Consider the following 24,518-nt stretch of genomic DNA (forward strand, 5'->3'; position numbering starts at 1 on the left):
TATAGGTGTTTGAATGGGCTGTGCCCCGTTGCTTGTTGACACTTTATTCACAATCCTGTCGCAGAGAAAGCGCAATATATCGAATCCTATGTTCGAATTTATTGAACAACACACAAAATGCGCTGATGTGGTACTCTATTCCAATCATTTAGAAGAGATTTAACCAGGCAGAGCACTGCCTTTTAACGCTATGACAGAACAACAAAAATTAACCTTCCACGCATTACAACAGCAGCTGGATTCACTGATGCTGCGCGACCGGCAGCGCTTTTCGCGTCGCCTGCACGGCGTGAAGAAGGTTAAAAATCCTGATGCACAACAGGCCATTTACCAGGAGATGGCGAAAGAGATTGAACAGGCGGCAGGTAAAGTTGTGCTACGCGAAGCAGCACGACCGTTGATTACCTACCCGGAAAACCTGCCCGTTAGCCAGAAGAAACAGGCGATCCTCGAGGCCGTTCGCGACCATCAGGTGGTGATCGTCGCCGGGGAAACCGGTTCAGGTAAAACCACTCAGTTACCGAAAATCTGCATGGAACTGGGGCGCGGGGTCAAAGGGCTGATAGGCCACACCCAGCCGCGGCGTCTGGCGGCGCGTACGGTGGCTAACCGTATCGCCGAAGAGTTACAGACGGAGCCGGGCGGGTGCATCGGTTATAAGGTGCGCTTTAGCGATCACGTCAGCGACAACACCATGGTCAAGCTGATGACCGACGGTATCCTGCTGGCGGAGATTCAGCAGGACCGTCTGCTGATGCAGTACGACACCATCATTATCGATGAAGCGCATGAACGTAGCCTGAACATCGATTTCCTGCTTGGTTATCTGAAAGAACTGTTGCCGCGTCGTCCGGATCTGAAAATTATCATCACCTCCGCCACCATCGATCCGGAACGCTTTTCGCGCCATTTCAACAATGCGCCGATCATAGAGGTCTCCGGGCGCACTTATCCGGTGGAAGTTCGCTATCGACCGATCGTTGAAGAGGCGGATGACACCGAGCGTGACCAGTTGCAGGCCATCTTCGATGCGGTAGACGAACTGGGTCGAGAAAGTCCTGGCGACATCCTGATTTTCATGAGCGGTGAGCGCGAGATCCGCGATACCGCCGATGCGCTGAATAAACTGAATCTGCGCCATACGGAAGTGCTGCCGCTGTATGCGCGACTGTCGAATAGCGAACAAAACCGCGTCTTCCAGTCGCACAGCGGACGTCGTATTGTGCTGGCGACCAACGTAGCGGAAACCTCGCTGACGGTGCCGGGCATCAAATATGTGATCGATCCCGGTACGGCGCGTATCAGTCGCTACAGTTTCCGTACCAAAGTCCAGCGTCTGCCAATTGAACCGGTATCGCAGGCTTCAGCCAACCAGCGTAAAGGCCGCTGCGGGCGCGTTTCCGAAGGCATCTGTATTCGTCTCTATTCCGAAGATGACTTCCTGTCGCGCCCGGAATTTACCGACCCGGAAATTCTGCGCACCAACCTGGCGTCGGTCATTTTGCAGATGACCGCGCTGGGGCTGGGTGATATCGCCGCGTTCCCGTTTGTCGAAGCGCCGGATAAGCGCAACATCCAGGACGGCGTGCGTCTGCTGGAAGAACTGGGGGCGATTACCACCGATGAACAGGCGACGGCCTATAAACTGACGCCGCTGGGGCGTCAACTGAGCCAGTTGCCGGTGGACCCGCGTCTGGCGCGAATGGTGCTGGAAGCGCAAAAACACGGCTGCGTGCGCGAGGCGATGATCATCACCTCGGCGCTGTCGATTCAGGATCCGCGCGAACGTCCGATGGACAAGCAGCAGGCGTCCGATGAGAAACACCGTCGCTTCCACGACAAAGAGTCCGATTTCCTCGCGTTTGTGAATCTGTGGAACTATCTCGGCGAACAGCAAAAAGCACTGTCGTCAAACGCCTTTCGCCGTCTGTGCCGGACCGACTATCTGAACTATCTGCGCGTGCGTGAATGGCAGGATATCTACACCCAACTGCGTCAGGTGGTGAAAGAGTTGGGGATTCCGGTAAACAGCGAACCGGCGGAGTACCGCGAGATCCATATTGCGCTGCTGACCGGGCTGTTATCACATATCGGTATGAAGGATGCCGATAAGCAGGAATATACCGGCGCACGTAACGCGCGCTTTTCGATTTTCCCCGGTTCCGGCTTATTCAAAAAACCGCCGAAGTGGGCGATGGTGGCGGAACTGGTGGAAACCAGTCGCCTGTGGGGACGTATTGCAGCGCGGATCGATCCCGAGTGGGTGGAGCCGGTTGCTCAGCATCTGATTAAGCGTTCCTACAGCGAACCGCACTGGGAGCGGGCGCAGGGTGCGGTGATGGCGACGGAAAAGGTGACCGTTTACGGTCTGCCGATTGTCGCCGCGCGTAAGGTGAACTACAGCCAGATTGACCCGGCGCTGTGCCGCGAACTGTTTATCCGCCATGCGCTGGTGGAAGGCGACTGGCAGACGCGTCATGCCTTTTTCCGTGAAAACCTCAAGCTGCGCGCCGAAGTGGAAGAACTGGAACACAAATCGCGCCGCCGCGACATTCTGGTGGACGACGAAACGCTGTTTGAGTTCTACGACCAGCGCATCAGCCATGACGTGATTTCCGCCCGTCACTTTGATAACTGGTGGAAGAAGGTCAGCCGCGACACGCCGGATCTGCTGAACTTTGAAAAGGGCATGCTGATCAAAGAGGGCGCAGACAACATCAGCAAGCTGGACTATCCGAACTTCTGGCATCAGGGCAATCTGAAGCTGCGGTTGAGCTATCAGTTCGAACCGGGTGCGGATGCGGACGGCGTGACCGTACATATTCCGCTGCCGCTGCTCAATCAGGTCGACGAAAGTGGCTTTGAATGGCAGATACCGGGCCTGCGCCGCGAACTGGTGATTGCGCTGATTAAGTCGCTGCCCAAACCGGTGCGGCGCAACTTTGTGCCAGCACCGAACTATGCCGAGGCGTTTTTAGGCCGCGTAACGCCGCTGGAACTGCCGTTGCTGGACGCGCTGGAGCGTGAACTGCGGCGGATGACGGGCGTAACGGTTGACCGCGAAGACTGGCACTGGGATCAGGTGCCCGATCATCTGAAAATCACTTTCCGGGTGGTGGATGATAAAAACAAGAAGCTGGAAGAAGGGCGCTCGTTGCAGGAGCTGAAAGACCGGCTGAAAGGGAAAGTGCAGGAGACGCTCTCGGCGGTGGCCGATGACGGTATCGAACAGAGCGGGCTGCACATCTGGAGCTTTGGAAAACTGCCGGAAAGTTACGAGCAGAAACGCGGTAATTACAAAGTGAAAGCGTGGCCCGCGCTGGTGGATGAGCGCGACAGCGTGGCGATCAAGCTGTTTGATAATCCGCTGGAGCAACAGCAGGCGATGTGGTCAGGTTTGCGCCGTTTGCTGTTGTTGAACATCCCGTCGCCGATCAAATACCTGCACGAGAAGCTGCCAAACAAAGCCAAACTGGGTCTGTATTTCAACCCGTACGGCAAGGTACTGGAGCTGATCGACGACTGCATTTCCTGCGGCGTGGATAAGCTGATTGACGCCAATGGGGGGCCGGTCTGGACGGAAGAAGGCTTTGCCGCGCTGCATGAGAAGGTTCGCGCTGAACTGAACGAGACGGTTGTGGAGATTGCGCAGCAGGTCGAACAGATTCTGACCGCGGTCTTTACCATCAACAAGCGGCTCAAAGGGCGCGTGGATATGACGATGGCGCTGGGCCTTTCTGATATCAAAGCGCAGATGGGCGGGCTGGTGTATCGCGGGTTTGTCACCGGTAACGGTTACAAACGCCTTGGCGACACGCTGCGTTATCTGCAGGCGATTGAAAAACGTCTCGAGAAACTGGCGATTGATCCCCACCGCGATCGCGCGCAGATGCTAAAAGTCGAAAGCGTACAACAGGCATGGCAGCAGTGGTTTAACAAACTGCCCCCGGCGCGGCGCGAAGACGAGGATGTGAAAGCGATCCGCTGGATGATTGAAGAACTGCGCGTCAGCTACTTTGCCCAGCAACTGGGGACGCCGTATCCGATTTCGGATAAGCGTATCCTGCAGGCGATGGAGCAGATTAGCGGGTAATTCAGTGCCGGATGGCGGCTTCGCCTTATCCGGCCTACACGTTCAATGGCATCGGATGAGAATGACGCGTTCCGGCGAGCGCCGGATGGCGGCTTCGCCTTATCCGGCCTACACGTTCAATAGCATCGGGTGAGAATGACGCGTTCCGGCGGGTGCCGGATGGCAATGCATTGTTCGTAGGCCCGATAAGCGCAGCGCCATCGGGCACCGGTGATGCACTCCACCCGCCGCCCGGTCATTCAGTGCCGGATGGCGGCTTCGCCTTCACGTTCAATGCCATCGGGCATCAGTCAGACACTCCACCCGCCACCCAACGCTTTATACAAATCAATCTGCGCCAGCAGCAGGTTATTTTTCACCTGCACCACGCTGGTCTGTACTGAGAACAGCGTACGCTGCGCGTCCAGCACGTCGAGATACGAGGAATAGCCGTTACGATAGCGGTTTTGCGCGATTCGCAAGGTCTCCTGTGCGACCGCCTGTTGCGCCTGCAACTCCTGCAACTGCTCCTGATAACGGGTGATGGCATCCAGACTGTCGTTCACTTCTCTGAAGGCGTTGCGCACGGTTTTCTCGTAACCGTACAGCGCCTGATTGCGCTGGGACTGCGAAATATCCACCTGCGCGTTCAGCGCCTGACGGTTTAACAGCGGGGCAAGAATGCTGCCGCCAAGACTCCACAACTGAAGGGGATTATCGAGTAGAGCGGGCAGGGTGCGATCCTGTATCGATCCGCCGGCAGTGAGATTGAACGACGGTAGCAGGCTGGCGCGGGACGCCGCCAGTGAGGCATCGGCAGCAATCAACTGACGCTCGGCCTGGACAATATCCGGACGGCGATTAAGCAATGTTGACGGCAGCTGCGAGGGAATCTTCAGCGGCGTCAGCGCCTCGAAATCCGCGCTGCGATCGACGCGTTGCGGGTTAGCGCCAAGCAAAATGCTCAATGCGTTCTCCTGCTGGGCAATCTGATGTTGCAAGAGCGGAATTTGCGCCCGCGTGGAGCGCAGTTCAGAGTCGGACTGCATGAGCTCCAGGCGCGAACTGTAGCCCGTTTCATACTGGCGTTTAGCCAGATTCAGCGCCTCTTCGCGGGATTTCACCGTCGCCTGGGTCACTTCCAGTTGTTCATCAAGCGCCAGCAGCGTGACATACCCGGAGGCGACCGATGATGCGATGGTCAAATCTGCCGCCGCGGCCGCCGCTTTTTGCGCCTCCAGCGAGGCCTGCGCTGCACGCGCCGTACTGCGGTTAACCCCCCAGATATCGACGTCATAACTGGCAGTCAGGCTGCCTTTATACAGCGTACTGTAAATGGGCAGTCCGGTGGCGGCGGACTGTGCGCGGGCGCGGGTGCCAGCAAGGCTGGCATCCAGTGAGGGAAACAGGCTGCCCTGCGCGGCATAGACCTGCGCCTGGTATTCATTGATGCGCTCACGGGCGATCAGCACATCGCTGTTATTATTCAGCGCCTGATCGACATACTGATTCAGATAACGATCATGAAAATTTCGCCACCACACCTGCTCTGCGGGGCTGGTGGGGCCGCTGGTTGCTCGCCAGGCGGCGGGGATTGCCAGTGAGGATGTCGCGGGCTGAACATCGACAGACTGACAGCCAACCAGCAGCAGGGCGACCGCCACGCCCGACAAGGGGCGGAAGGTCATGGTTTCACCTCCCGGGTATCAATATGCACCTGTACCGACATGCCGGGGCGCAGCAGCGCGACATCCTCTGGCTTGCCAAGCACTTCCACCCGTACCGGGATGCGCTGGGCTATTTTCACGAAGTTGCCGGTCGCGTTATCCGGCGTGATGGCGCTAAATTCCACGCCCGTTGCCGGCGAGATGCTCTCAACGCGGCCTTCATACTGTTTATCGTTTAAGGCATCGACGCTAAATTTCACCGGCTGACCGACGCGGAGGTCGGCCAACTGCGTCTCTTTGATATTCGCGATGACCCAGTGCTGAGATGGGACCAGGGTGGTGAGATGCGTACCGGCAGTGACGTATGCCCCAAGCCGTACGGCGATTTGTCCAAGCTGACCGTCGCGCGGGGCGATGATCCGCGTGTTTTGCAGATCAATTTCCGCCAGTTCCAGCGCGGCCCTGGCGTTTTCCACATCCGCCTGCAACGCGTCGCGGTTAACAATCACGGTCTGCAAATCCTGGCGCGACATGTCCAGCGTCGCTTGGGCCTGATCGATATCAGCGCTGCCCTGCGCCGCGCTGGCGAGGGCGGCGTCACGCTCACGAATCGACAGTGAGCCATCAGCCGTCAAATCTTTCACTCGTTTCAGATCGGCCTGGGTCTTCAGACTTTGCGCTTTGGCATTTCTCAGAATGGCCTCGTTGCGCACAATCACGGCTTCCGCGCTCTTACGCTGCTGCTGATTATTGTTGAGCGCGGCGATTTTCATCGCCAGCTGCGCCTGAGCCTGATGCACTCGCTGACGATAGATGCGGTCATCTATCTGCAATAACAGATCGCCTTTTTTAACCTGCACGAAATCCTGCACGTTCACCTGGGTGATGTAGCCGTTCACCTGCGGGCTGATAAACGTCGTTTGCCCGCGCACATAGGCGTTATCGGTAAACTGCGTATGGCGGGTAAACGGCGGAAGCTGCCACGCATACAGGATCACCAGCACGCCGACGATGCCAATCGCTGCAGCGGCAAAAATGGAGACAATGCGCAAATTATTGCGGGTGTGGGCCTGCTCTTTGGCGGCATCCTGCTGACTCATAACTGCTCCTGAGAGAACACTTTCAACATCATTATTTTCCGTTATTTGGTACCTGTGGCTTTCTTCAGCGCCAGATGCGCCGTCACGCGCAGACGCAGCAGACGCCAGAAAATCCACACCAGCGTGGCGGTAGCGATGCTGGCCGTCAGCAGGTAAGTATCATTGTAGGCGAGGATATTGGCCTCAAGGGCGCTAACGTTCTGCAGTTGCAGCACGGCCTGGGTGTCCAGCAGCGCGCTGTCGCCAATCAGGCCCTTGTACATCTGCGTATAGAGCTGTAGCCGCTCATTCACCAGCGGATTAAGCGTGGTGAGCTGGTCGGCCAGCAGACTGGAGTGGTATTTTTCGCGCCAGGTTTGAAAGGTGCCGAGGATCGCCGACCCTAGCAGGCCGCCGATGTTTTGACTCATCCCAAACAGCACGGAAAAGCTGACCAGATTTCGCGGATCGGCGACAACGCCACCGATCCCGGCCAGCATCGCCGGGGCGAGAAAGAACGCGCTGCCGAAGCCAAGCAGAAACTGGCTAATCATCAACTGATCCGCACGCGTCAGGTTATTCGACTGGCTGTCCAGCAGCGAGGCAACGATCATCAGCACCAGCGAGGTGACGATGGGCCAGGCTAGCCGCGTCGGCTTAATCGTCAGACAGCTGGCGACAATGCCGCAAACAATCCCGGCAAAGATCGACCACGCGAGCCAGGTCATCTGCTCGTTCTGTAGTCCGGCATACTGCAGCCAGCCAATCACACCGGTATTTTGCTCCGCAAGGACAATGCGGATCAGCAGCATAATCAGCCCGAGACGTAAGATACTGCCGCTCGACAACCAGCGGGTATTGAGCAGGGGGTTGCTGCGGTTATGTTCAAACGTGATGGCGGCAATGATGAGCACCGTGGCCAGCGCCAGCGACCAGCCTATCCACGGCGCTTCAAACCACCAGTCCAGGCGCCCCAGCGACAGCACGGCGCAAAGTAATGCCATCCCCGGTGCCAGTAAAATAAACGTGATGAAGTCTTTCTTTTCAAACACCTTTTTGCGATCGCCCGGTGGTAGCTTCAGGGCGATGACGCAGCCCAGCGAGATCAGCGCCAGACCCAACTCAAAAAAGTACAGGCCGCGCCATTCATCAAGCTGTAGCAGTTCAGTCGAAAACAGACGGGCTATTGGGATCGCCAGCGATGAGCCGGTAATCCCTATCGTCAGCGCCTTGAGACGATGTTTCGCCGGCCACGCCTGAATCTGATAATAAATCCCCAGCGAACTGAGCGCGGCGGCGACCATGCCGTGCGCGGCACGCACCATGAGTGCAGAGCTCAGATCGTTAACAAACAGGTGGAAGAAGGTGACCAGCACGTACAGCACCAGAAACCCTTCGGTGAACGCCCGCAATCCGTATTGCTGGCGAAATTTCACCAGTAGCAGGTTGATAGAGACATTGGTCATCACGTAAACCGCGGGTAGCCATGCGATCTCCGTTGACCAGGCCGCAAAGGTGCCCTGCAAATTTTGCAGGTTGGCGGAAACCATCGCGTTGCCTAATGCCCCCGTCAGACACACCAGCAGGCCAACTACACCATAAGCAATACGCTTAGGCGTGCTGTGAACAGGCGTCGAAGGAGAGCCCAGCAGAGCCGGTTTTTCGTGAGGCTGCCAGTCGCGAGGCGCGTAGGGATCGCGTTGAGGCAGACGCATAAGGTTTTTTACCTTCATTGAATCTATTTATTAGCAGACTAATGGTAATGTATGTTACGTAAATTATAAATCAAGTGAATAGGAAAACGCCTGGTAAATCAAATGTTCCGTGCAGGTATTACATCAAAGCGGCCAGAGGGTCTGGCCGCGAAGGGATTACAACACGTCGGGTTGGGCGTTGATCGCCGGGTTACGCTTCACCCGACTGGCAAAGAAAATGGCAACCAGGGATATCGCCACGGTGGTGAGCAGATACCACGCCACGGGCACCCAGTCGCCGTCATATTTCGCCAACAGACCGGTGGCGATAAGGGGCGCGGTACCGCCTGCCAGCGCGGCGCCAATCTGGTAGCCAAGGGTGATGCCGGTGTAGCGAACGTTGGCGCTGAAGATTTCGGAACACAGTGTTCCCAGTACCGCCGTCACCGGAGCCCAAAGCACACCGAACATCACGATTGTCGCCAGCATAATGCCCCAGGTAGTGCCGGTATTGAGCAGCAGGAACCACGGCACGATAAACAAGCCAAGCAGGGAGACGCTGATGGCATACATCCGTTTACGCCCGATCTTGTCCGACAGCAGGCCCATCAACGGGATCATCACGGTGGCGATCAGCGCGCCAACGGTGACGGCTTCCAGCACCTGAGATTTCTGATAGCTGAGGGTGCTCGTGGCATAGCTGACCACAAAGGTCGAGAAAATATAGAACGGTGCGGTTTCCACCACCTTCAACCCGGCGGCAATCAACACTTCACGCCAGTGATGGGTCAGCGTATCGCGCAGCGGCGCTTTGGCGACCTGACCAGACGCTTTCACTTTTTTAAAGTCCGGCGTTTCGTCGATATCCCGACGGATCCACAACCCTAACAGCACCAGCACGGAGCTCAGCAAGAACGGAATGCGCCAGCCCCAGGAGAGAAAATCCTCTTCGCTAAACAGGGTCATCAGCGACACGATAAACGTCGCCATCAGCATCCCAATCGTCACGCCCGCCTGCGGAATACTGCCGAAGAAGCCTTTGCGTTTTTCCGGCGCGTACTCATAGGCCAGCAGCAGCGCGCCGCCCCATTCGCCGCCAATGCCCATCCCCTGGATGATGCGCATCAGAATAAGCAGGATAGGGGCCCAGATACCGATCATGTCATAAGTGGGCAGCAGGCCAATCATCACCGTCGCGCCGCCCATCAGGGAAAGCGTCAGTACCAGCGTCTTTTTACGCCCGATGCGATCGCCGATGTGGGCGAAAATCACCCCGCCAATCGGGCGAATGAAAAAGGTCAGAGAGAAGGAGAGATACGAGAGGATAAGACCGATCACCGGGTCGACCATCGGGAAGAAAATCTTGTTGAACACCAGTGCTGCCGCGGTGCCATACAGGAAGTAGTCGAACCACTCAATCGCACTGCCGGTCAGACTGGCGACAAGTACCTTCTTATTTTTCTTCAGAATAGCCGTACTGCTTTCATGGGTTGTCATTAACTTAAAACCTCCGCCAGAGAACAAAGAAGGTGTCACCTGGCGGTGCGGCAGGTGCAACCTGTTACGTTAAATGGTTGTAAAATTGTTAATTAAACTAGGTGTGTTATTAACATTTCACAAGTGGCGTCACGCGGGAATGGGCTGAAAAGAGAGTAATTTGTCAGTGTTATTTTCTGCAAAAACAAAATATTTAACGTTAATCATTCATTAGGTGTCAGTTAAACAGGATAGTAAGCAGGTGCAACCGCCCGGTTTTTAGACGTTTTGTGTTATTTCACGCAGATGATAAAAAAAGCGTCGAAATATCAATCATCAACCTTTCAGAGAGATCTGCTGTTTATTCAGCGTGGGTGGGGTACTCTGCTGCAATGTGAGGAGGAGCCTAATGATGCAACCGTTCCCGAAACTTTCCGCCACCACCCTTGAGGCTGCCAATACGGTGGGGCAGTGGCTGGCGCAGGATGACTTCTGCGGGGAGGCCGCTTACCCGGCAGACTGTGTGGTACTGGCGGGCAATGCCGTCATCCCGACGATTGACGCCGCCTGTCGAATTGCTCAGGAGCAAGATATTCCGCTGCTGATTACCGGTGGGATTGGTCATTCCACAACCTTCCTGTATGCTGCCGTCGCCCAACATCCGCGCTACAACACGATTCAGACCACTGGTCGCGCCGAAGCCGCCATTCTGGCGGATATTGCCCGCCAGGTCTGGCATATCCCCGCCGATAAAATTTGGCTGGAAGACAGGTCAACCAACTGTGGGGAAAACGCCCTTTTTAGCGCGCAGATGATTGCTCAGGCCGCAGAACCGATTAACACCGCCATCGTGGTACAGGATCCCACTATGCAGCGGCGCACGGTGGCGACCTTTCGTCGGGTGACCCGTGACGATCCGGACGCGCCGCGCTGGTTGAGCCATCCGGGATTTACGCCCGTATTGCGTCAGCAGGAAGACGGTGTTGCGTTCGCCAACGACCCGGACGGTCTGTGGACGGTCGATCGCTATTTAGCGCTGGTGGTGGGGGAAATCCCGCGCTTGCGCAATGATGAAACCGGCTATGGCCCTCGTGGGCGCGACTTCATCGTGCATGTGGATTTCCCGCCAGAGGTCGAAGCCGCGTGGCAGACACTGCAACAGGATGCGGCGCTGAATGACGCGATGAACAACCGTTCGCTGCGCTAACGGCTGCCCGTTTGGGTGTATTTTCTCTCAAACGGGCAAAATACGAAGGCCTGCCTTTTCGTTCTCCCGAGCCCGATCCCCCTCTTTTATGAAGCAGTTCACAGAATCACGACGCCGGTCGGGATCGCTGAGGCATGATTGATATTTATTAACAATAGTTTTACTTGTTAAAAACAATTCAATCACAGGAGCAGCGCATGTCAGTACCCGTACAACATCCTATGTATATCGATGGACAGTTTGTGACCTGGCACGAAAATGCCTGGATTGATGTCGTCAACCCGGCGACCGAAGAGGTGATTTCGCGTATTCCTGATGGTCGCGCCGAAGATGCGCGTAAAGCCATTGACGCCGCCGACCGCGCGCAGGCGGAGTGGGAAGCGCTACCGGCGATCGCTCGTGCGGGCTGGCTGCGCAAAATTGCCGCCGGGATCCGCGAGCGTGCCAGTGAAATCAGCGCCTTAATCGTCGCTGAGGGGGGCAAAATTCAGCAACTGGCGGAAGTGGAAGTCTCCTTTACCGCCGATTACCTCGACTATATGGCAGAGTGGGCGCGCCGTTACGAAGGCGAAATTCTGCAAAGCGACCGTCCCGGCGAGAATATTTTGCTGTTCAAGCGTGCGCTGGGGGTCACTACCGGGATCCTGCCGTGGAACTTCCCGTTCTTCCTCATTGCCCGCAAGCTGGCTCCGGCACTGTTGACCGGGAATACCATCGTGATTAAACCCAGCGAATTTACGCCCAATAACGCCATTGCGTTTGCCAAAATCGTCGACGACATTGGCCTGCCGCGCGGTGTGTTTAACCTGGTGCTGGGGCGTGGCGAAACCGTCGGTCAGGAACTGGCAGGCAACCCGAAGGTGGCGATGGTCAGCATGACCGGTAGCGTTGCCGCGGGTGAGAAGATTATGGCGACGGCGGCGAAGAATATCACCAAAGTGTGCCTGGAACTGGGCGGCAAGGCACCGGCCATTGTGATGGAGGATGCCGATCTTGAGTTGGCGGTGAAAGCGATTGTTGATTCACGGGTGATCAACACCGGGCAGGTGTGCAACTGCGCTGAGCGCGTATATGTGCAAAAAGGGATTTATGACCAGTTTGTGAACCGTCTGGGTGAAGCCCTGAAGGCGGTGCAGTTTGGCAATCCAGGCGAGCGTAACGACATCGCCATGGGACCGCTTATCAATGCTGCCGCTCTGCAACGTGTTGAGCAGAAAGTGGCGCGCGCGGTACAGGAGGGCGCGCGGGTGGCGCTCGGCGGTAAAGCCGTTGAGAGTAAAGGTTATTATTATCCCCCCACGCTGTTGCTGGATGTCCGTCAGGAGATGGCCATTATGCACGAAGAGACTTTCGGTCCGGTGCTGCCCGTTGTGGTCTTCAACACGCTGGAGGAGGCCATCGCGATGGCGAATGACAGCGACTACGGTCTGACGTCGTCAATTTATACGCAGAATCTCAACGTGGCGATGAAAGCCATTAAAGGACTGAAGTTTGGCGAGACCTATATTAATCGCGAGAACTTTGAAGCGATGCAGGGCTTCCACGCGGGCTGGCGTAAGTCGGGGATTGGTGGTGCTGACGGCAAACACGGGCTGAACGAATACCTGCAAACCCAGGTGGTCTATTTGCAGTCCTGATCGGCGAAGAAGAGCGGAGGTTTCCCTCCGCCTTTACGTTTAGCGCTTAATGAACTTATCAAGGGTACGGATAAGCTGCGTCACAAAGCCGTATTCGTTGTCGTACCAGGCCACCGTTTTCACCAGTTGCAGATCCCCCACCTCGGTGATTTCAGTCTGGGTGGCATCAAACACGGAACCAAAATGGGAGCCGATGACGTCAGAGGAGACAATTTCTTCATCGGTGTAACCAAAAGATTCATTGTTTTTCGTCGCTTTTTTCAGTGCGTTGTTAACCTCTTCCGCCGTCACTTTTTTAGCCAGAATCGACACCAGCTCGGTGACGGAACCGGTTTTCACCGGAACGCGCTGTGCATGGCCCTTCAGCTTGCCGCTGAGATCCGGGATAACGAGACCGATCGCTTTCGCCGCCCCCGTGGTATGCGGGATGATGTTTTCGGCTGCCGCACGCGAGGCGCGCAGATCCTTCCCTCGCGGGCCATCGACCAGCGACTGCGTGCCGGTGTAAGCGTGAATCGTGGTCATGGTGCCCACCTTAATACCAAAGTTGTCGTGCAGGGCTTTGGCCATCGGCGCCAGGCAGTTGGTGGTACAGGAGGCCACCGAAACAATTACATCACTGGCATTCAGCGTGTCATCGTTAACGTTGAAGACGATGGTCTTCATGTCGCCTGCAGGCGCGGAGATCAGCACTTTTTTCGCACCAGCATCGATGTGTGCCTGAGATTTCTCGGTAGAGGTATAAAAGCCGGTGCATTCAATGATGACTTCCGCACCTTTGGCTTTCCACGGGATATTTTTAGCGTCTTTCTCTGCATAAACCGCGATCGTTTTCCCGTCAACAATCAGCGCGTCTTCCGTAAAATCAACGCTCCAGGGGAACGGGCCGTAGTTTGAGTCATGCTTAAGCAGATAGGCGAGGATTTTAGGGGAGGTGAGGTCGTTGATTGCGACCACATCAACATCGCTTTTGACTTCCAGTAACCGACGCAACACCAGACGACCAATACGACCAAAACCGTTAATGCCAATTTTACTCATGATTAACTCCTGTGAGGTTGTCGCGGACATTCTTTTTTCCCTACCAGGCATAGTCCAGTATGGCGGGGTGAGCAATCGCACTTCTTGCCGTTGAGCCTAACTGACTGATAAGCAGTGAAGAAAAATTAATGAATTTTTAACAAAAGCTCGCTATGTTGTCGCTTTATTGTTTTTACTCAGGAAGTGTTATGGGCAATAAGTACTCAAGCCTGCAGATTGGCATCCACTGGCTGGTCTTTTTACTGGTGATTGTGGCCTACTGTGCGATGGAATTCCGCGGCTTTTTCCCGCGCAGCGACCGTCCCGTCATTAACATGATTCACGTTTCTTGCGGGATAGCCATTCTGGTTCTGATGGTTGCGCGTTTGCTGATCAGACTGAAATATCCGGCTCCAGCCATCGTGCCGAAACCTAAACCGATGATCACCGGACTGGCACATCTGGGGCACCTGGTGATTTATCTGTTGTTTATTGCACTGCCATTGATCGGCCTGGTGATGATGTACAACCGCGGGAATCCATGGTTGGCCTTTGGTCTGGTGATGCCGTACGCGGCAGAAGGCAATTTCGAACTGGTGGATACGCTGAAGTCCTGGCATATCACGCTGGCGAATCTCGGCTATTTTGTCATTGCGCTACATGCCGCCGCCGCGCTGATGCACCATTATTTCTGGAAGGATAATACGCTGCTGCGGATGATGCCGCGTAAGCGATAAGGTGATTTTCGCCCGGTGCGGGGAGACCCTCCACACCGGGTGCTACTGATGACCCTGGTACTAAGCCGCCAGTTGCGAGGGCATCAGAAATAAAAGTGTCATTATAGGTCATGAAAAATAAACATTCGCTGCTGATGGCCCACGCAGACCATTTATCCGACAAAACTCAACGCGTAGCCCAGGGGTAAGTTTTTCTGAATCGCGGAGGTTTAGTGCTGAAATGTGAAGCTGAACATCTATACGGCCATCGGAGGGGGTGATAAGACCTTTGCCACTTTTGTAGTCAAAGGTTTTGACAATTCCTGTCATTTTACGGGACAAACAAATTCCTTAATACTGATAACCCGGTGCACTATACAGACGATTTGAAAGAAAGCCAGCGTTTTCTTGTGGGTATAAAGGAGTCCGGATGGCTAAAATAAACATTGATTAATTGGTATGACCGTGCGTTAATGGCGACGTCGGTTTGAAGAACAGACGATATACAAAGTAGTTTACTAAAGCAGTTCTCATTTCAGGTGTTATTCACTTATTCCTTCTTTGAGTCTCTCCAATAAGTACTAAGTAATTTCTGTAATAAAAACCATCTAAGCCGAAAGGCTCAATTTAAGGAATATAAAATGTCAAATAAAATGACTGGTTTAGTAAAATGGTTTAATGCTGATAAAGGTTTCGGTTTCATTACTCCTGCTGACGGTAGCAAAGATGTTTTTGTGCATTTCTCAGCTATTCAGAATGATAATTACCGTACCCTGTTTGAAGGACAGAAAGTCACATTCTCAATAGAGGATGGCGCTAAAGGTCCTGCGGCAGCGAATGTCGTTACTACAGAGTAAAATCCAACGCTTTGTCTGTATGCGATAACGAAGAAGGCTATTGCCTGAGTAGACATATCGACAGAGTGGGTAGGGGCTGGCTTTCCCCAAAAGCATCACAATTTAAATTAAGCACATCAAACCCGCAATTGCGGGTTTTTTATTATATCAATTGACTAATGATATATATTTTTTGCTATTACATGCGCTCGGGGAGGATCAAAACACTCAGGCAACGGCTTTGAGATTTGTCTGGAAAACTTTATTGCAATGAGGGCAAATCAAAAGAGCACCTTTTTGTACTCTTGAAAAACTGTGTTGAGATTCTTTGGCGCAGTTTGGGCAGGAACAGTTGACAAGATAATTGCGACGTGATTTTGAGTCTTTACGTTCTGACATAGGCTTTTCCTGTATGAATGGACATCAATAATACACCAAATAACAAAAAAAATCTCATGTTTATTTTGATAAGCATAAATTCCGCGTACCCGAAATGTTTATTTAGAACACTTTTATGTCAGGCTCCGGGAATTACCTCCTTTCACATTTAAAAAACGGAAACCGGATACGCCCAGCGCATCCGGGTTATCGGAGGTGATAGGGCTAAATGCATGCACGACAAAGAGAGTATTGCCAGGATTATCCTGGACCGCCGTCCTTGTACTTGCAGCCGGGGAGGTGGGGCGTGTTTCGGGAGCACCAAAAAGACGGTGTATGTTTACATGTGTACTTCAATACAATCCTGTAACATACTGATTTTGATAAAATATTATATTTCACAAATTGTTAATATTTATGATAGTATACCCCCCTATAGTATACAGGAGGGAGTATGCCACATTCACCCGCAGATAAAAAACGTATTCTGACTCGCGTACGGCGCATTCGGGGGCAGGTGGATGCTCTGGAGCGTGCGCTGGAGTCCGGCGAACCTTGCCTGGCTATCCTGCAACAAATTGCCGCGGTTCGCGGCGCGTCCAATGGCTTAATGGGCGAAATGGTTGAGATCCACCTGAAGGATGAACTGGTGAGTGGTGAAACCACGTCTGACCAGCGCGCCGTGCGCATGGCTGAAATCGGCCACCTTCTTCGCGCTTATCTAAAATAAACCTATCACCTCGCAATAAAGGGAAGAGACAGATGAAATCACGTGCAGCAGTCGCGTTTGGCCCCGGCCAGCCGCTTAAAATTGTTGAGATTGACGTCGCACCGCCGAAAAAAGGCGAAGTGCTGGTCAGGATCACCCACACCGGGGTGTGTCACACTGACGCGTTTACGCTTTCTGGCGACGATCCGGAAGGGGTATTCCCGGCGGTTCTGGGACATGAAGGCGGTGGTGTGGTGGTCGAGGTCGGCGAAGGCGTTACCAGCCTGAAACCGGGCGACCATGTCATCCCGCTGTATACCGCCGAATGCGGCGAGTGCAAATTCTGTAAATCCGGGAAAACCAACCTCTGTCAGGCCGTGCGTGCCACCCAGGGGAAAGGCCTGATGCCGGATGGCACCACCCGTTTTTCTTATAACGGCGAACCTATCTATCACTATATGGGGACCAGTACCTTCAGCGAATACACCGTGTGTGCGGAGATCTCACTGGCAAAAGTCAACCCGCAAGCACCGCTGGACAAGGTCTGTCTGCTGGGCTGCGGTGTGACAACAGGTATTGGTGCCGTGCATAACACCGCGAAAGTCAAAGAGGGCGACACCGTTGCCGTGTTTGGCCTTGGCGGAATTGGTTTGGCGGTGATTCAGGGCGCCGTGCAGGCGAAAGCCGGACGTATTATTGCCGTCGATACCAACCCGGAAAAATTCAAACTGGCGGCTGAAATGGGGGCAACCGACTTCATCAACCCGAAAGACGATGACAAACCGATCCAGGAGGTGATTGTTGAACTCACCGATGGCGGCGTCGACTTTAGCTTCGAATGTATTGGTAATGTGAACGTGATGCGTGCGGCGCTGGAATGTTGTCACAAAGGGTGGGGCGAGAGCATCATCATTGGTGTTGCCGGCGCGGGTCAGGAAATTAAAACCCGTCCGTTCCAGTTGGTGACTGGCCGTGTCTGGCGTGGTTCCGCATTTGGTGGCGTAAAAGGGCGTACCCAGTTACCCGGGATGGTGGAAGACGCGATGACCGGGAAAATCCAGTTGGATCCGTTCATTACCCACCGCCTGCCGCTGGATCAAATCAACGACGCGTTTGACCTGATGCACGAAGGTAAATCCATCCGTACCGTTATCCATTTCGGCGATAACTGATTCATCCGCCAGCGGAAATCTCCGCTGGCGCTCTCCTGTTTTTAACATAAATGTTGTCAAACTGTGACGAAATCGGCGCTTTTCCCGGTAAGTAAACCTCGCGGAATGCCGATGACTATCTAACGGGCGCGTATTACGCATTAATCCTACAAGAGAGTCGACGGTCATGGACAACACAACATCGATGCAAGCACCACATAAGCTGGGCTTTTTGCATCACATCAGGCTGGTTCCGCTGTTTTCCTCCATTCTCGGTGGCATCCTTTTACTGTTCGCGCTGAGCTCAGGTCTGGCGGGCTACTTTCTCATGCAGGCTGACCGCGATCAGCGGGACGTGACGGATGAGATCCAGGTTCGCATGGGATTATCGAACAGCTCGAACCACCTGCGTACCGCGCGAATCAACATGATTCATGCAGGCGCTGCCAGTCGGATTGCTGAAATGGATGACATGAAGGCCAACATTGCCGCAGCGGAAAAGCGTATCAAGCAATCTGAGGAAGGATTTAACGTTTACATGGCGCGCAAGGTGAAAACCCCTGCGGATGAGGCGTTGGATGGCGAGCTGGAGAGTAGCTTCAAAGCCTATGTTGCAGGGATGCAACCGATGCTCAAGTACGCCAAAAACGGCATGTTTGAAGCGATCATCAACCACGAGAGCGAACACGCAAGACAACTGGATGACAGTTACAACAAAGTCTTACTGAAGGCGATCGAACTGCGCATGGCACGTGCTAACCAGTTAAGTGAGCAGGCGCATCAGCGCACACAACTGGGGATGATGTTCATGATAGGTGCCTTTGGTCTGGCGCTGCTGCTGACGCTGATGACGTTTATTGTTCTGCGTCGTACCGTCATTCAACCTTTGCAGCATGCCGCGCAGCGTATTGAGCAAATTGCCGCTGGCGATCTGACCATGCAGGATGAACCGACCGGGCGCAGCGAGATTGGGCGTCTGAGTCGCCACCTGCAACAAATGCAGCGTTCGCTGGTGCAAACGGTCGGATCCGTGCGTCAGGGCGCAGAAGAGATTTACCGAGGCACCAGCGAAATCTCGGCGGGCAATACCGACTTGTCTTCACGCACCGAGGAGCAGGCTGCGGCGATCGAGCAAACGGCAGCCAGTATGGAAGAGTTGACCGCAACGGTGAAGCAAAACGCCGATAACGCGCACCACGCCAGCAAACTGGCGGAAGATGCGTCCGGTAAAGCCAGTCGTGGCGGACAGATGGTCTCCGGCGTGGTCCAGACGATGGGTAATATTTCGACCAGTTCGAAGAAAATCTCTGAGATCACCGCGGTCATTAACAGCATTGCCTTCCAGACCAATATTCTGGCGCTGAACGCCGCAGTAGAGGCCGCGCGTGCCGGTGAGCAAGGGCGTGGATTCGCCGTGGTCGCCAGTGAGGTCCGTACGCTGGCCAGCCGCAGCGCCCAGGCGGCGAAAGAGATTGAAGGGCTGATCAGCGAGTCAGTCCGGCTGATCGATCAGGGTTCCGGTGAAGTGGTCGCGGCGGGTAATACCATGACCGACATTGTGGAGGCGGTTAAACGCGTCACCGATATCATGCTGGAAATCGCGGCGGCGTCGGACGAACAGAGCCGTGGGATAGTCCAGGTTAGCCAGGCTATCTCAGAGATGGATAAAGTGACACAGCAGAACGCCTCGCTAGTGGAAGAGGCCTCTGCGGCGGCGGCATCGCTGGAAGAGCAGGCCGCGCATCTGACGGAGGCGGTGGGTACGTTTCGCTTGCAGGGGGGACGCTCGGGTAAACGCGTGTCGACAACAAAGACGCCCGTTCAGCCTTTAGCGCAGCCGGTTACCGATCGTGGGGATAACTGGGAAACCTTCTAATCGCCATTGCCGGGTGTGGCGCAATAGTGCCTCATCCGGCCTGTCTGACCGGTTATAACGGCATCGATTTACGAATGGCGGAAATTAAGGTCTGTGCGCCAGAGGAGAGCGGTGAATCCACGCGGGTCAGAATACCGATCGGCTCGCCAGCACCCTGTGTTGGCACCGGTAGCGAAACCAGCGTCGCCTGGCGCAAATCCTCTTTTACCGCGCCTGACGGCACAAACCAGACGTAGTCATAATCGACGGTTAACTGGCGCGACAGCGACGCGGAGAGCGTTTCAATGCAGCCGGTTGGCATCTTACAGCCCTGACTTTGCAGCAACGCCTCGGCATTCTGACGGGGGATTGTCCCTTTTGGCGAGACAACCACGGGCCAGTCCATCACGCGACTCAGTGTCACATTTTCCTGCAGTAACGGGTGGTTGGGGCGAACGACCAGCTTTAATGACTCGAGAAACAGCAGCTCATAATTGAGGCCGCTCATCAATTCCGGATCGGACATCCGGCCAATGCCGATGTCGATCTCGCCGGATTTCAGACCCGCCAACAGCATGGTGTTGTTCATCGTCGCGACTTGCAGCGTGGTCTCTTTTTGTTGCCGATGAAACTGCCCGATGACCGACGGAAGAATACCCAGCGCGGCGGTCGGCAGAGCGCCTATTCTTACCACATCATTGTTAAGACCTTCTTTACGATTCAGCGCCTGTCCGGCGGTATTGAGCGCATCAAGCACTTTCACCGCGTGCGTTAAGAACTGCTCGCCGGGCAGCGTTAGCTGCGCGCCAAGCCGTCCGCGCTCGAAGAGGCGGGTTCCGGTCAGTTGCTCCAGTTCGTTAAGCGTCTTGGAAAGCGCAGGCTGGCTAAGGTTAAGGGTTTCTGCTGCGCGCCCCAGGGTTCCTTGTTGAGCAACAGCGACAAATGTATGAAGATGGCGCAATCGGATGCGCTGACTGAACAGACTATTTTTTTCCATAAGCGATGTTAAGAACAGAGCGGTGCCGGTGACAAGTAAAGTTGTTTGTTTTTGATAACTTGATTGCAAAATATTATTAACATTTAACTTATTTAAGTAACAGCACTTTCTCTTCGGAGGCGAAAATGATCCATGTCGTAGGCCACCTTAATCCGGACAGTGATGCCATTTGTACCGCTTTTATGGCAGCGCGCTGGCTGAATATGCGCGGACTTCAGGCCACAGCCTGGCGTCTGGGCGAACCCAATCGCGAAACCCAGTTTCTGTTCGAGCGGGCCGGGCAGGATATACCGCCGTTGCTGGAAATGCCGTTGACGGATCTCGACGTCTGGCTGGTGGATTTCACCGAGCCGACACAGGGGCCGGAAACCCTCCAGGAGAGCAATATCGTCGGCATTATCGACCATCATCGCCTGGGCGGGCTGGTTACCCGCCTGCCGCCAGAGGTATGGATAAAGCCGGTGGGCAGCAGTGCCACGCTGTTGTGGCAACTGATGAGCCCAGAGAACAGGGCGCAGATAACGCCTGCGCAGGCGTTATTGTTGTTGGGCGCGATACTGAGTGACACTGTCACGCTACGTTCGCCCACGACGACTGCGGATGACCGTCTGGTCGTCGAAGAACTGACAGCGCTTGCCGGGATTGATCTGACCGCGTTCAGCGCCGATCTGCTGAGCGCGAAAACCAGCGTTGAAGGATTGCGCGCCAGCGAGCTGCTGCAAAAGGATATCAAGCGTTTCACTATTAACGGTCAGCAGGTGAGCGTCGCACAGATTGAACTGTACGCGCTGAGCCAGGTCGCCGACATGATGGACGCTCTGCGTGAGGAGATGACCGATTACGCGGCCCGCAGCGGGGCGGATTTGGTTGTGCTGATGCTGACCGACATCAACGTGGGCAATTCACAACTCTGGTTCGCCGGCCCGCGCCAGCCTGAACTGGCGCAACCGGTAACAGTGGAAGGGATGTTGAGTCGTAAGAAACAGATGCTGCCGTGGCTGGAAAGTCATGTTGCGCAGATAAACTAGACAAAACGGGCTGACAGATTCAGCCCGTTCCCTTGACGGCATCAGACGTCAAAAAAGACGGTTTCATTTTCGCCCTGCAGGTGAATATCGAAGGTATAGACGGTCTCACTACCGCGCTGCTCGCGGCGGGCAATCAGGGTCTGACGGCGAACTTCCCATTCGATCAGATTGAGCACCGGATCGTGCTGATTGGCTTCTTGTTCATCCGCAAAATAGAGGCGAGTATTCAGGCCAATGTTGATGCCGCGCGCAACAATCCACAGATTGACGTGCGGCGCCATCGTACGGCCATCGCGTCCCACCACGCAGCCAGGTTTGATGGTGTCGAAACGCCAGACGCCGCTGTCGAAGTCGGAACAGGTTCGTCCCCAGCCGCGAAAATCCGCGTCGATCGGTTTTTCTTCCTGACGGTCCGCCGGATGGTTATAGCGTCCGTGGGCGTTGGCCTGCCAGATTTCCAGCAGCACATCGCGCACCGGCGTGCCTGAACCATCAATCACCCGGCCTTCAATCACGATGCGCTCGCCTTCGGTATGACTGTTGGTCAGTGTGGAACTGAAATTCTTCTCAAAGATGTGAAACCCTGCGGCGTCAGGCGCAAGCCCAATGTGCACATACGGTCCCGCCGTTTGCGAGGCGGTTTCCTGCAAATAGTCTTTCATCGCGAGCCCCCCTGAGTTCGGTTTTCAAATAAGGTGGCGCGCTGCCCGCGGAGCACGAGGTCAAAGCGATACGCCAGGCAATCGAGCGGTACGGCGGCGTGGGTATCCAGTTCGGCAATCAGCGTGCGGATGGCGTCATCGTTATTGATGGTTTTCACAATCGGACACTGCTTGATCAGCGGATCGCCTTCAAAATACATTTGCGTAATCAAACGTTGGGCGAAAGCTTCACCGGAGAGTGAAAAGTGGATGTGCGAAGGACGCCAGTCACTGACCTGATTGCGCCACGGGTAGGGGCCGGGCTTGATGGTACGGAAAAAGTAATAGCCGTTCTCATCGGTTAACACCCGCCCGCAGCCGCCGAAGTTAGGGTCGATCGGTGCGAGGTACTGATCCTTCTTGTGGCGATAACGACCGCCGGCATTGGCCTGCCAGACTTCGACCAGCGTATTTTTCAACGGCCGACCAAAGCCATCACGCACATAGCCATGGACGATAATGCGCTCGCCAATCGGCAGGCCGTCTTTGGCGTAATTCATGATCAGGTCATTATCCAGCGGGCCAAGATCGTTGCTGCTAAAGACCGGTCCGGTGATTTCAGACAACGAGTTTTGTAAGGAGATCAGCGCGTTGCGCGGCGAGCGCAGAACGCTGGTTTTATAGCCGGGGGCAAAGGCCGGCGGATGGCTGTTATAGTCGCGATGGATCACCTCGCGAGAGGTCACTTTTTCACGCATAGCGGACTCCGGTACAGGGAAGAGAGTTATTGTTTTATGCTTACCTGATGCAGTGTGTGTAAATGCATTGTTAATTAAAAGTGAATTTATGCCGTTTATTACATAACCAAAGGCTATATAAGGGCGCAGGGTCTGACGCAGAGCGAATTCAGGTGAGATCACACTTTGTAAATTCTTCCCCCCAGAGTGAATGGCGTTTCCTACACTCCAGGTAACATTCACTGGAGGCATGACATTATGGCGAACACCATCACGGCAGATGAGATTCGGGAACACTTTTCGCAGGCAATGTCAGCCATGTACCAGCAGGAAGTTCCGCAGTATGGCACGCTGCTGGAACTGGTGGCGGATGTGAATCTGGCGGTCCTCGAAAATAACCCCACGCTGCATGAAAAACTGGCTAATGCAGATGAACTGGCGCGCCTCAACGTAGAACGTCATGGCGCTATTCGCGTCGGTACGGCAGAGGAACTGTCCACGCTGCGCCGCATGTTTGCCATCATGGGGATGTTTCCGGTCAGCTATTACGATCTCTCCCAGGCCGGGGTACCGGTGCACTCAACGGCATTCCGCCCGATTGACGATGCCTCGCTGTCGCGAAATCCGTTTCGCGTCTTTACCTCGTTATTGCGTCTTGAACTGATTGAAAACGCCTCGTTGCGCCAGCGCGCGGCGGAGATCCTCGCTCAGCGCGATATCTTTACGCCACGCTGTCGTGAACTGCTCGATGTCTGGGACAGCCAGAATGGGTTTAGTGCGTCACAGGCGCGCGAGTTTGTGAAAGAAGCGCTGGAAACCTTCCGCTGGCATCGTCATGCCACTGTGGATGACCAAACCTATCATGCGCTGCATAACGAACATCGACTGATCGCCGATGTGGTCTGTTTCCCCGGTTGTCACATTAACCACCTGACGCCCAGAACGCTGGATATCGACCGGGTGCAGTCGATGATGCCGGAATGTGGTATTGAACCGAAAATCCTGATCGAAGGCCCACCGCGTCGTGACGTACCCATTCTGTTGCGCCAGACCAGTTTCAAAGCGCTGGAAGAACCGGTGCTGTTCGCTGGTGAAATGCAGGGGACGCATACGGCCCGCTTCGGCGAGATAGAACAACGCGGCGTGGCGCTGACGATCAAAGGGCGTCAGCTGTACGATGAATTATTGCGCAATGCCGGGACGGGTAAAGATAACCTGACGCACCAACTGCACCTGCAGGAGGTGTTTAACGCGTTCCCGGACAGCGAATTTCTGTTGCGCCAGCAGGGGCTGGCATGGTTTCGCTATCGTCTGACGCCGTCAGGCGAAGCGCACCGCAAGGCGATTCATCCCGGTGACGATCCACAACCGCACATTGAACGTGGCTGGGTGCAGGCGCAGCCCATCACCTATGAAGATTTCCTGCCGGTCAGCGCGGCGGGGATTTTCCAGTCGAATCTGGGGAATGAAACTCAGGCGCGCAGTCATGGCAATGCCAGTCGCGAGGCCTTTGAACAGGCGTTGGGCTGTCCGGTGTTTGACGAGTTTGTGTTGTACCAGGAAGCGGAAGAACGCAGCAAACGGCGTTGCGGCCTGCTTTAATCCAGGTATCCTGTAG

Annotated in this window: 19 protein-coding genes; 10 read left to right on the top strand and 9 right to left on the bottom strand. The window is 54.9% G+C overall.

Going from position 1 to position 24,518, the window contains the following annotated elements:
- The first annotated feature begins 190 nt into the window (after positions 1-190).
- Positions 191-4,093, top strand: a complete 3,903-nt coding sequence (gene hrpA / locus GBC03_16870; GenBank protein ID QFS71756.1) for an ATP-dependent RNA helicase HrpA — start codon at positions 191-193, stop codon at positions 4,091-4,093.
- Positions 4,094-4,383: 290 nt separating this feature from the next.
- Here hrpA and GBC03_16875 read toward each other — a convergent pair whose 3' ends face one another.
- The 4 genes from GBC03_16875 to GBC03_16890 all read right to left on the bottom strand — a co-directional run bounded on the left by GBC03_16875 (position 4,384) and on the right by GBC03_16890 (position 10,009).
- On the bottom strand, positions 4,384-5,760 hold the full coding sequence (locus tag GBC03_16875; protein ID QFS71757.1) for an efflux transporter outer membrane subunit: 1,377 nt from the start codon (positions 5,758-5,760) through the stop codon (positions 4,384-4,386).
- Complete coding sequence (locus GBC03_16880; GenBank protein QFS71758.1) at positions 5,757-6,839, bottom strand: HlyD family efflux transporter periplasmic adaptor subunit; 1,083 nt, start codon at positions 6,837-6,839, stop codon at positions 5,757-5,759. The genes GBC03_16875 and GBC03_16880 overlap by 4 nt, the downstream gene beginning before the upstream one ends.
- A gap of 41 nt (positions 6,840-6,880) precedes the next feature.
- Complete coding sequence (locus GBC03_16885; protein ID QFS74038.1) at positions 6,881-8,527, bottom strand: MFS transporter; 1,647 nt, start codon at positions 8,525-8,527, stop codon at positions 6,881-6,883.
- Positions 8,528-8,689: 162 nt separating this feature from the next.
- Positions 8,690-10,009, bottom strand: a complete 1,320-nt coding sequence (locus GBC03_16890) for an MFS transporter (protein QFS71759.1) — start codon at positions 10,007-10,009, stop codon at positions 8,690-8,692.
- 391 nt (positions 10,010-10,400) lie between these two features.
- On the opposite strand from GBC03_16890, the gene GBC03_16895 reads away from it, so the two are divergent.
- Both GBC03_16895 and aldA read left to right on the top strand, forming a co-directional pair.
- On the top strand, positions 10,401-11,195 hold the full coding sequence (locus GBC03_16895; protein ID QFS74039.1) for a YdcF family protein: 795 nt from the start codon (positions 10,401-10,403) through the stop codon (positions 11,193-11,195).
- Between the two features lie 197 nt (positions 11,196-11,392).
- Positions 11,393-12,832 carry an aldehyde dehydrogenase gene (gene aldA / locus GBC03_16900; protein ID QFS71760.1) on the top strand — a complete coding sequence of 480 codons (1,440 nt, stop codon included), beginning with the start codon at positions 11,393-11,395 and terminating at the stop codon, positions 12,830-12,832.
- A 39-nt stretch (positions 12,833-12,871) separates the two neighbouring features.
- Here aldA and gap read toward each other — a convergent pair whose 3' ends face one another.
- Positions 12,872-13,873, bottom strand: coding sequence for a type I glyceraldehyde-3-phosphate dehydrogenase (gene gap, locus GBC03_16905; protein ID QFS71761.1), 1,002 nt, complete (start codon positions 13,871-13,873; stop codon positions 12,872-12,874).
- Positions 13,874-14,061: 188 nt separating this feature from the next.
- On the opposite strand from gap, the gene cybB reads away from it, so the two are divergent.
- Positions 14,062-14,589, top strand: coding sequence for a cytochrome b561 (gene cybB, locus GBC03_16910; GenBank protein ID QFS71762.1), 528 nt, complete (start codon positions 14,062-14,064; stop codon positions 14,587-14,589).
- A 108-nt stretch (positions 14,590-14,697) separates the two neighbouring features.
- On the opposite strand, the gene cspF is transcribed toward cybB, so the two are convergent.
- Positions 14,698-14,910 (bottom strand): cold shock-like protein CspF, encoded by a 213-nt coding sequence (gene cspF / locus GBC03_16915; GenBank protein ID QFS71763.1) that lies wholly within the window; start codon positions 14,908-14,910, stop codon positions 14,698-14,700.
- Between the two features lie 299 nt (positions 14,911-15,209).
- On the opposite strand from cspF, the gene cspA reads away from it, so the two are divergent.
- The 4 genes from cspA (at position 15,210) to GBC03_16935 (ending at position 19,518) form a co-directional block, all read left to right on the top strand.
- Entirely contained in the window at positions 15,210-15,425 is a 216-nt protein-coding gene (gene cspA / locus GBC03_16920; GenBank protein QFS71764.1) for an RNA chaperone/antiterminator CspA, read from the top strand.
- Between the two features lie 811 nt (positions 15,426-16,236).
- Positions 16,237-16,512: a metal-sensing transcriptional repressor gene (locus GBC03_16925; protein QFS71765.1), complete on the top strand. Its 276-nt coding sequence runs from the start codon at positions 16,237-16,239 to the stop codon at positions 16,510-16,512.
- A 32-nt stretch (positions 16,513-16,544) separates the two neighbouring features.
- The gene (locus GBC03_16930; protein ID QFS71766.1) at positions 16,545-17,663 is read left to right on the top strand and encodes an S-(hydroxymethyl)glutathione dehydrogenase/class III alcohol dehydrogenase; all 1,119 of its coding nucleotides are present in this window, start codon (positions 16,545-16,547) and stop codon (positions 17,661-17,663) included.
- 166 nt (positions 17,664-17,829) lie between these two features.
- Positions 17,830-19,518 carry a HAMP domain-containing protein gene (locus tag GBC03_16935; GenBank protein QFS71767.1) on the top strand — a complete coding sequence of 563 codons (1,689 nt, stop codon included), beginning with the start codon at positions 17,830-17,832 and terminating at the stop codon, positions 19,516-19,518.
- Between the two features lie 52 nt (positions 19,519-19,570).
- Here the strand turns inward: GBC03_16935 and GBC03_16940 are convergent, their stop codons facing one another.
- Positions 19,571-20,494 (bottom strand): LysR family transcriptional regulator, encoded by a 924-nt coding sequence (locus GBC03_16940; protein ID QFS71768.1) that lies wholly within the window; start codon positions 20,492-20,494, stop codon positions 19,571-19,573.
- A gap of 125 nt (positions 20,495-20,619) precedes the next feature.
- Between GBC03_16940 and GBC03_16945 the strand changes: the two genes are divergently transcribed.
- Positions 20,620-21,522: a manganese-dependent inorganic pyrophosphatase gene (locus tag GBC03_16945; GenBank protein ID QFS71769.1), complete on the top strand. Its 903-nt coding sequence runs from the start codon at positions 20,620-20,622 to the stop codon at positions 21,520-21,522.
- Positions 21,523-21,563: 41 nt separating this feature from the next.
- On the opposite strand, the gene pcaG is transcribed toward GBC03_16945, so the two are convergent.
- Positions 21,564-22,184: a protocatechuate 3,4-dioxygenase subunit alpha gene (gene pcaG, locus GBC03_16950; GenBank protein QFS71770.1), complete on the bottom strand. Its 621-nt coding sequence runs from the start codon at positions 22,182-22,184 to the stop codon at positions 21,564-21,566.
- Positions 22,181-22,921, bottom strand: a complete 741-nt coding sequence (gene pcaH / locus GBC03_16955) for a protocatechuate 3,4-dioxygenase subunit beta (GenBank protein QFS71771.1) — start codon at positions 22,919-22,921, stop codon at positions 22,181-22,183. Before pcaH ends, pcaG begins: the two co-directional genes overlap by 4 nt.
- A gap of 237 nt (positions 22,922-23,158) precedes the next feature.
- Between pcaH and GBC03_16960 the strand changes: the two genes are divergently transcribed.
- Positions 23,159-24,502, top strand: a complete 1,344-nt coding sequence (locus GBC03_16960; protein QFS71772.1) for a DUF1338 family protein — start codon at positions 23,159-23,161, stop codon at positions 24,500-24,502.
- Positions 24,503-24,518 lie beyond the last annotated feature (16 nt).

The organism is Citrobacter telavivensis (assembly GCA_009363175.1).
In the GTDB taxonomy this organism is placed as follows: domain Bacteria; phylum Pseudomonadota; class Gammaproteobacteria; order Enterobacterales; family Enterobacteriaceae; genus Citrobacter_A; species Citrobacter_A telavivensis.

Excerpts from the sequence above, each read along its gene's own strand:
- hrpA (QFS71756.1), top strand. The coding sequence starts at position 191 with ATGACAGAACAACAAAAATTAACCTTCCACGCATTACAACAGCAGCTG.
- GBC03_16875 (QFS71757.1), bottom strand. The coding sequence starts at position 5,760 with ATGACCTTCCGCCCCTTGTCGGGCGTGGCGGTCGCCCTGCTGCTGGTT.
- GBC03_16880 (QFS71758.1), bottom strand. The coding sequence starts at position 6,839 with ATGAGTCAGCAGGATGCCGCCAAAGAGCAGGCCCACACCCGCAATAAT.
- GBC03_16890 (QFS71759.1), bottom strand. The coding sequence starts at position 10,009 with ATGACAACCCATGAAAGCAGTACGGCTATTCTGAAGAAAAATAAGAAG.
- GBC03_16895 (QFS74039.1), top strand. The coding sequence starts at position 10,401 with ATGCAACCGTTCCCGAAACTTTCCGCCACCACCCTTGAGGCTGCCAAT.
- aldA (QFS71760.1), top strand. The coding sequence starts at position 11,393 with ATGTCAGTACCCGTACAACATCCTATGTATATCGATGGACAGTTTGTG.
- gap (QFS71761.1), bottom strand. The coding sequence starts at position 13,873 with ATGAGTAAAATTGGCATTAACGGTTTTGGTCGTATTGGTCGTCTGGTG.
- cybB (QFS71762.1), top strand. The coding sequence starts at position 14,062 with ATGGGCAATAAGTACTCAAGCCTGCAGATTGGCATCCACTGGCTGGTC.
- cspA (QFS71764.1), top strand. The coding sequence starts at position 15,210 with ATGTCAAATAAAATGACTGGTTTAGTAAAATGGTTTAATGCTGATAAA.
- GBC03_16925 (QFS71765.1), top strand. The coding sequence starts at position 16,237 with ATGCCACATTCACCCGCAGATAAAAAACGTATTCTGACTCGCGTACGG.
- GBC03_16930 (QFS71766.1), top strand. The coding sequence starts at position 16,545 with ATGAAATCACGTGCAGCAGTCGCGTTTGGCCCCGGCCAGCCGCTTAAA.
- GBC03_16935 (QFS71767.1), top strand. The coding sequence starts at position 17,830 with ATGGACAACACAACATCGATGCAAGCACCACATAAGCTGGGCTTTTTG.
- GBC03_16940 (QFS71768.1), bottom strand. The coding sequence starts at position 20,494 with ATGGAAAAAAATAGTCTGTTCAGTCAGCGCATCCGATTGCGCCATCTT.
- GBC03_16945 (QFS71769.1), top strand. The coding sequence starts at position 20,620 with ATGATCCATGTCGTAGGCCACCTTAATCCGGACAGTGATGCCATTTGT.
- pcaG (QFS71770.1), bottom strand. The coding sequence starts at position 22,184 with ATGAAAGACTATTTGCAGGAAACCGCCTCGCAAACGGCGGGACCGTAT.
- pcaH (QFS71771.1), bottom strand. The coding sequence starts at position 22,921 with ATGCGTGAAAAAGTGACCTCTCGCGAGGTGATCCATCGCGACTATAAC.
- GBC03_16960 (QFS71772.1), top strand. The coding sequence starts at position 23,159 with ATGGCGAACACCATCACGGCAGATGAGATTCGGGAACACTTTTCGCAG.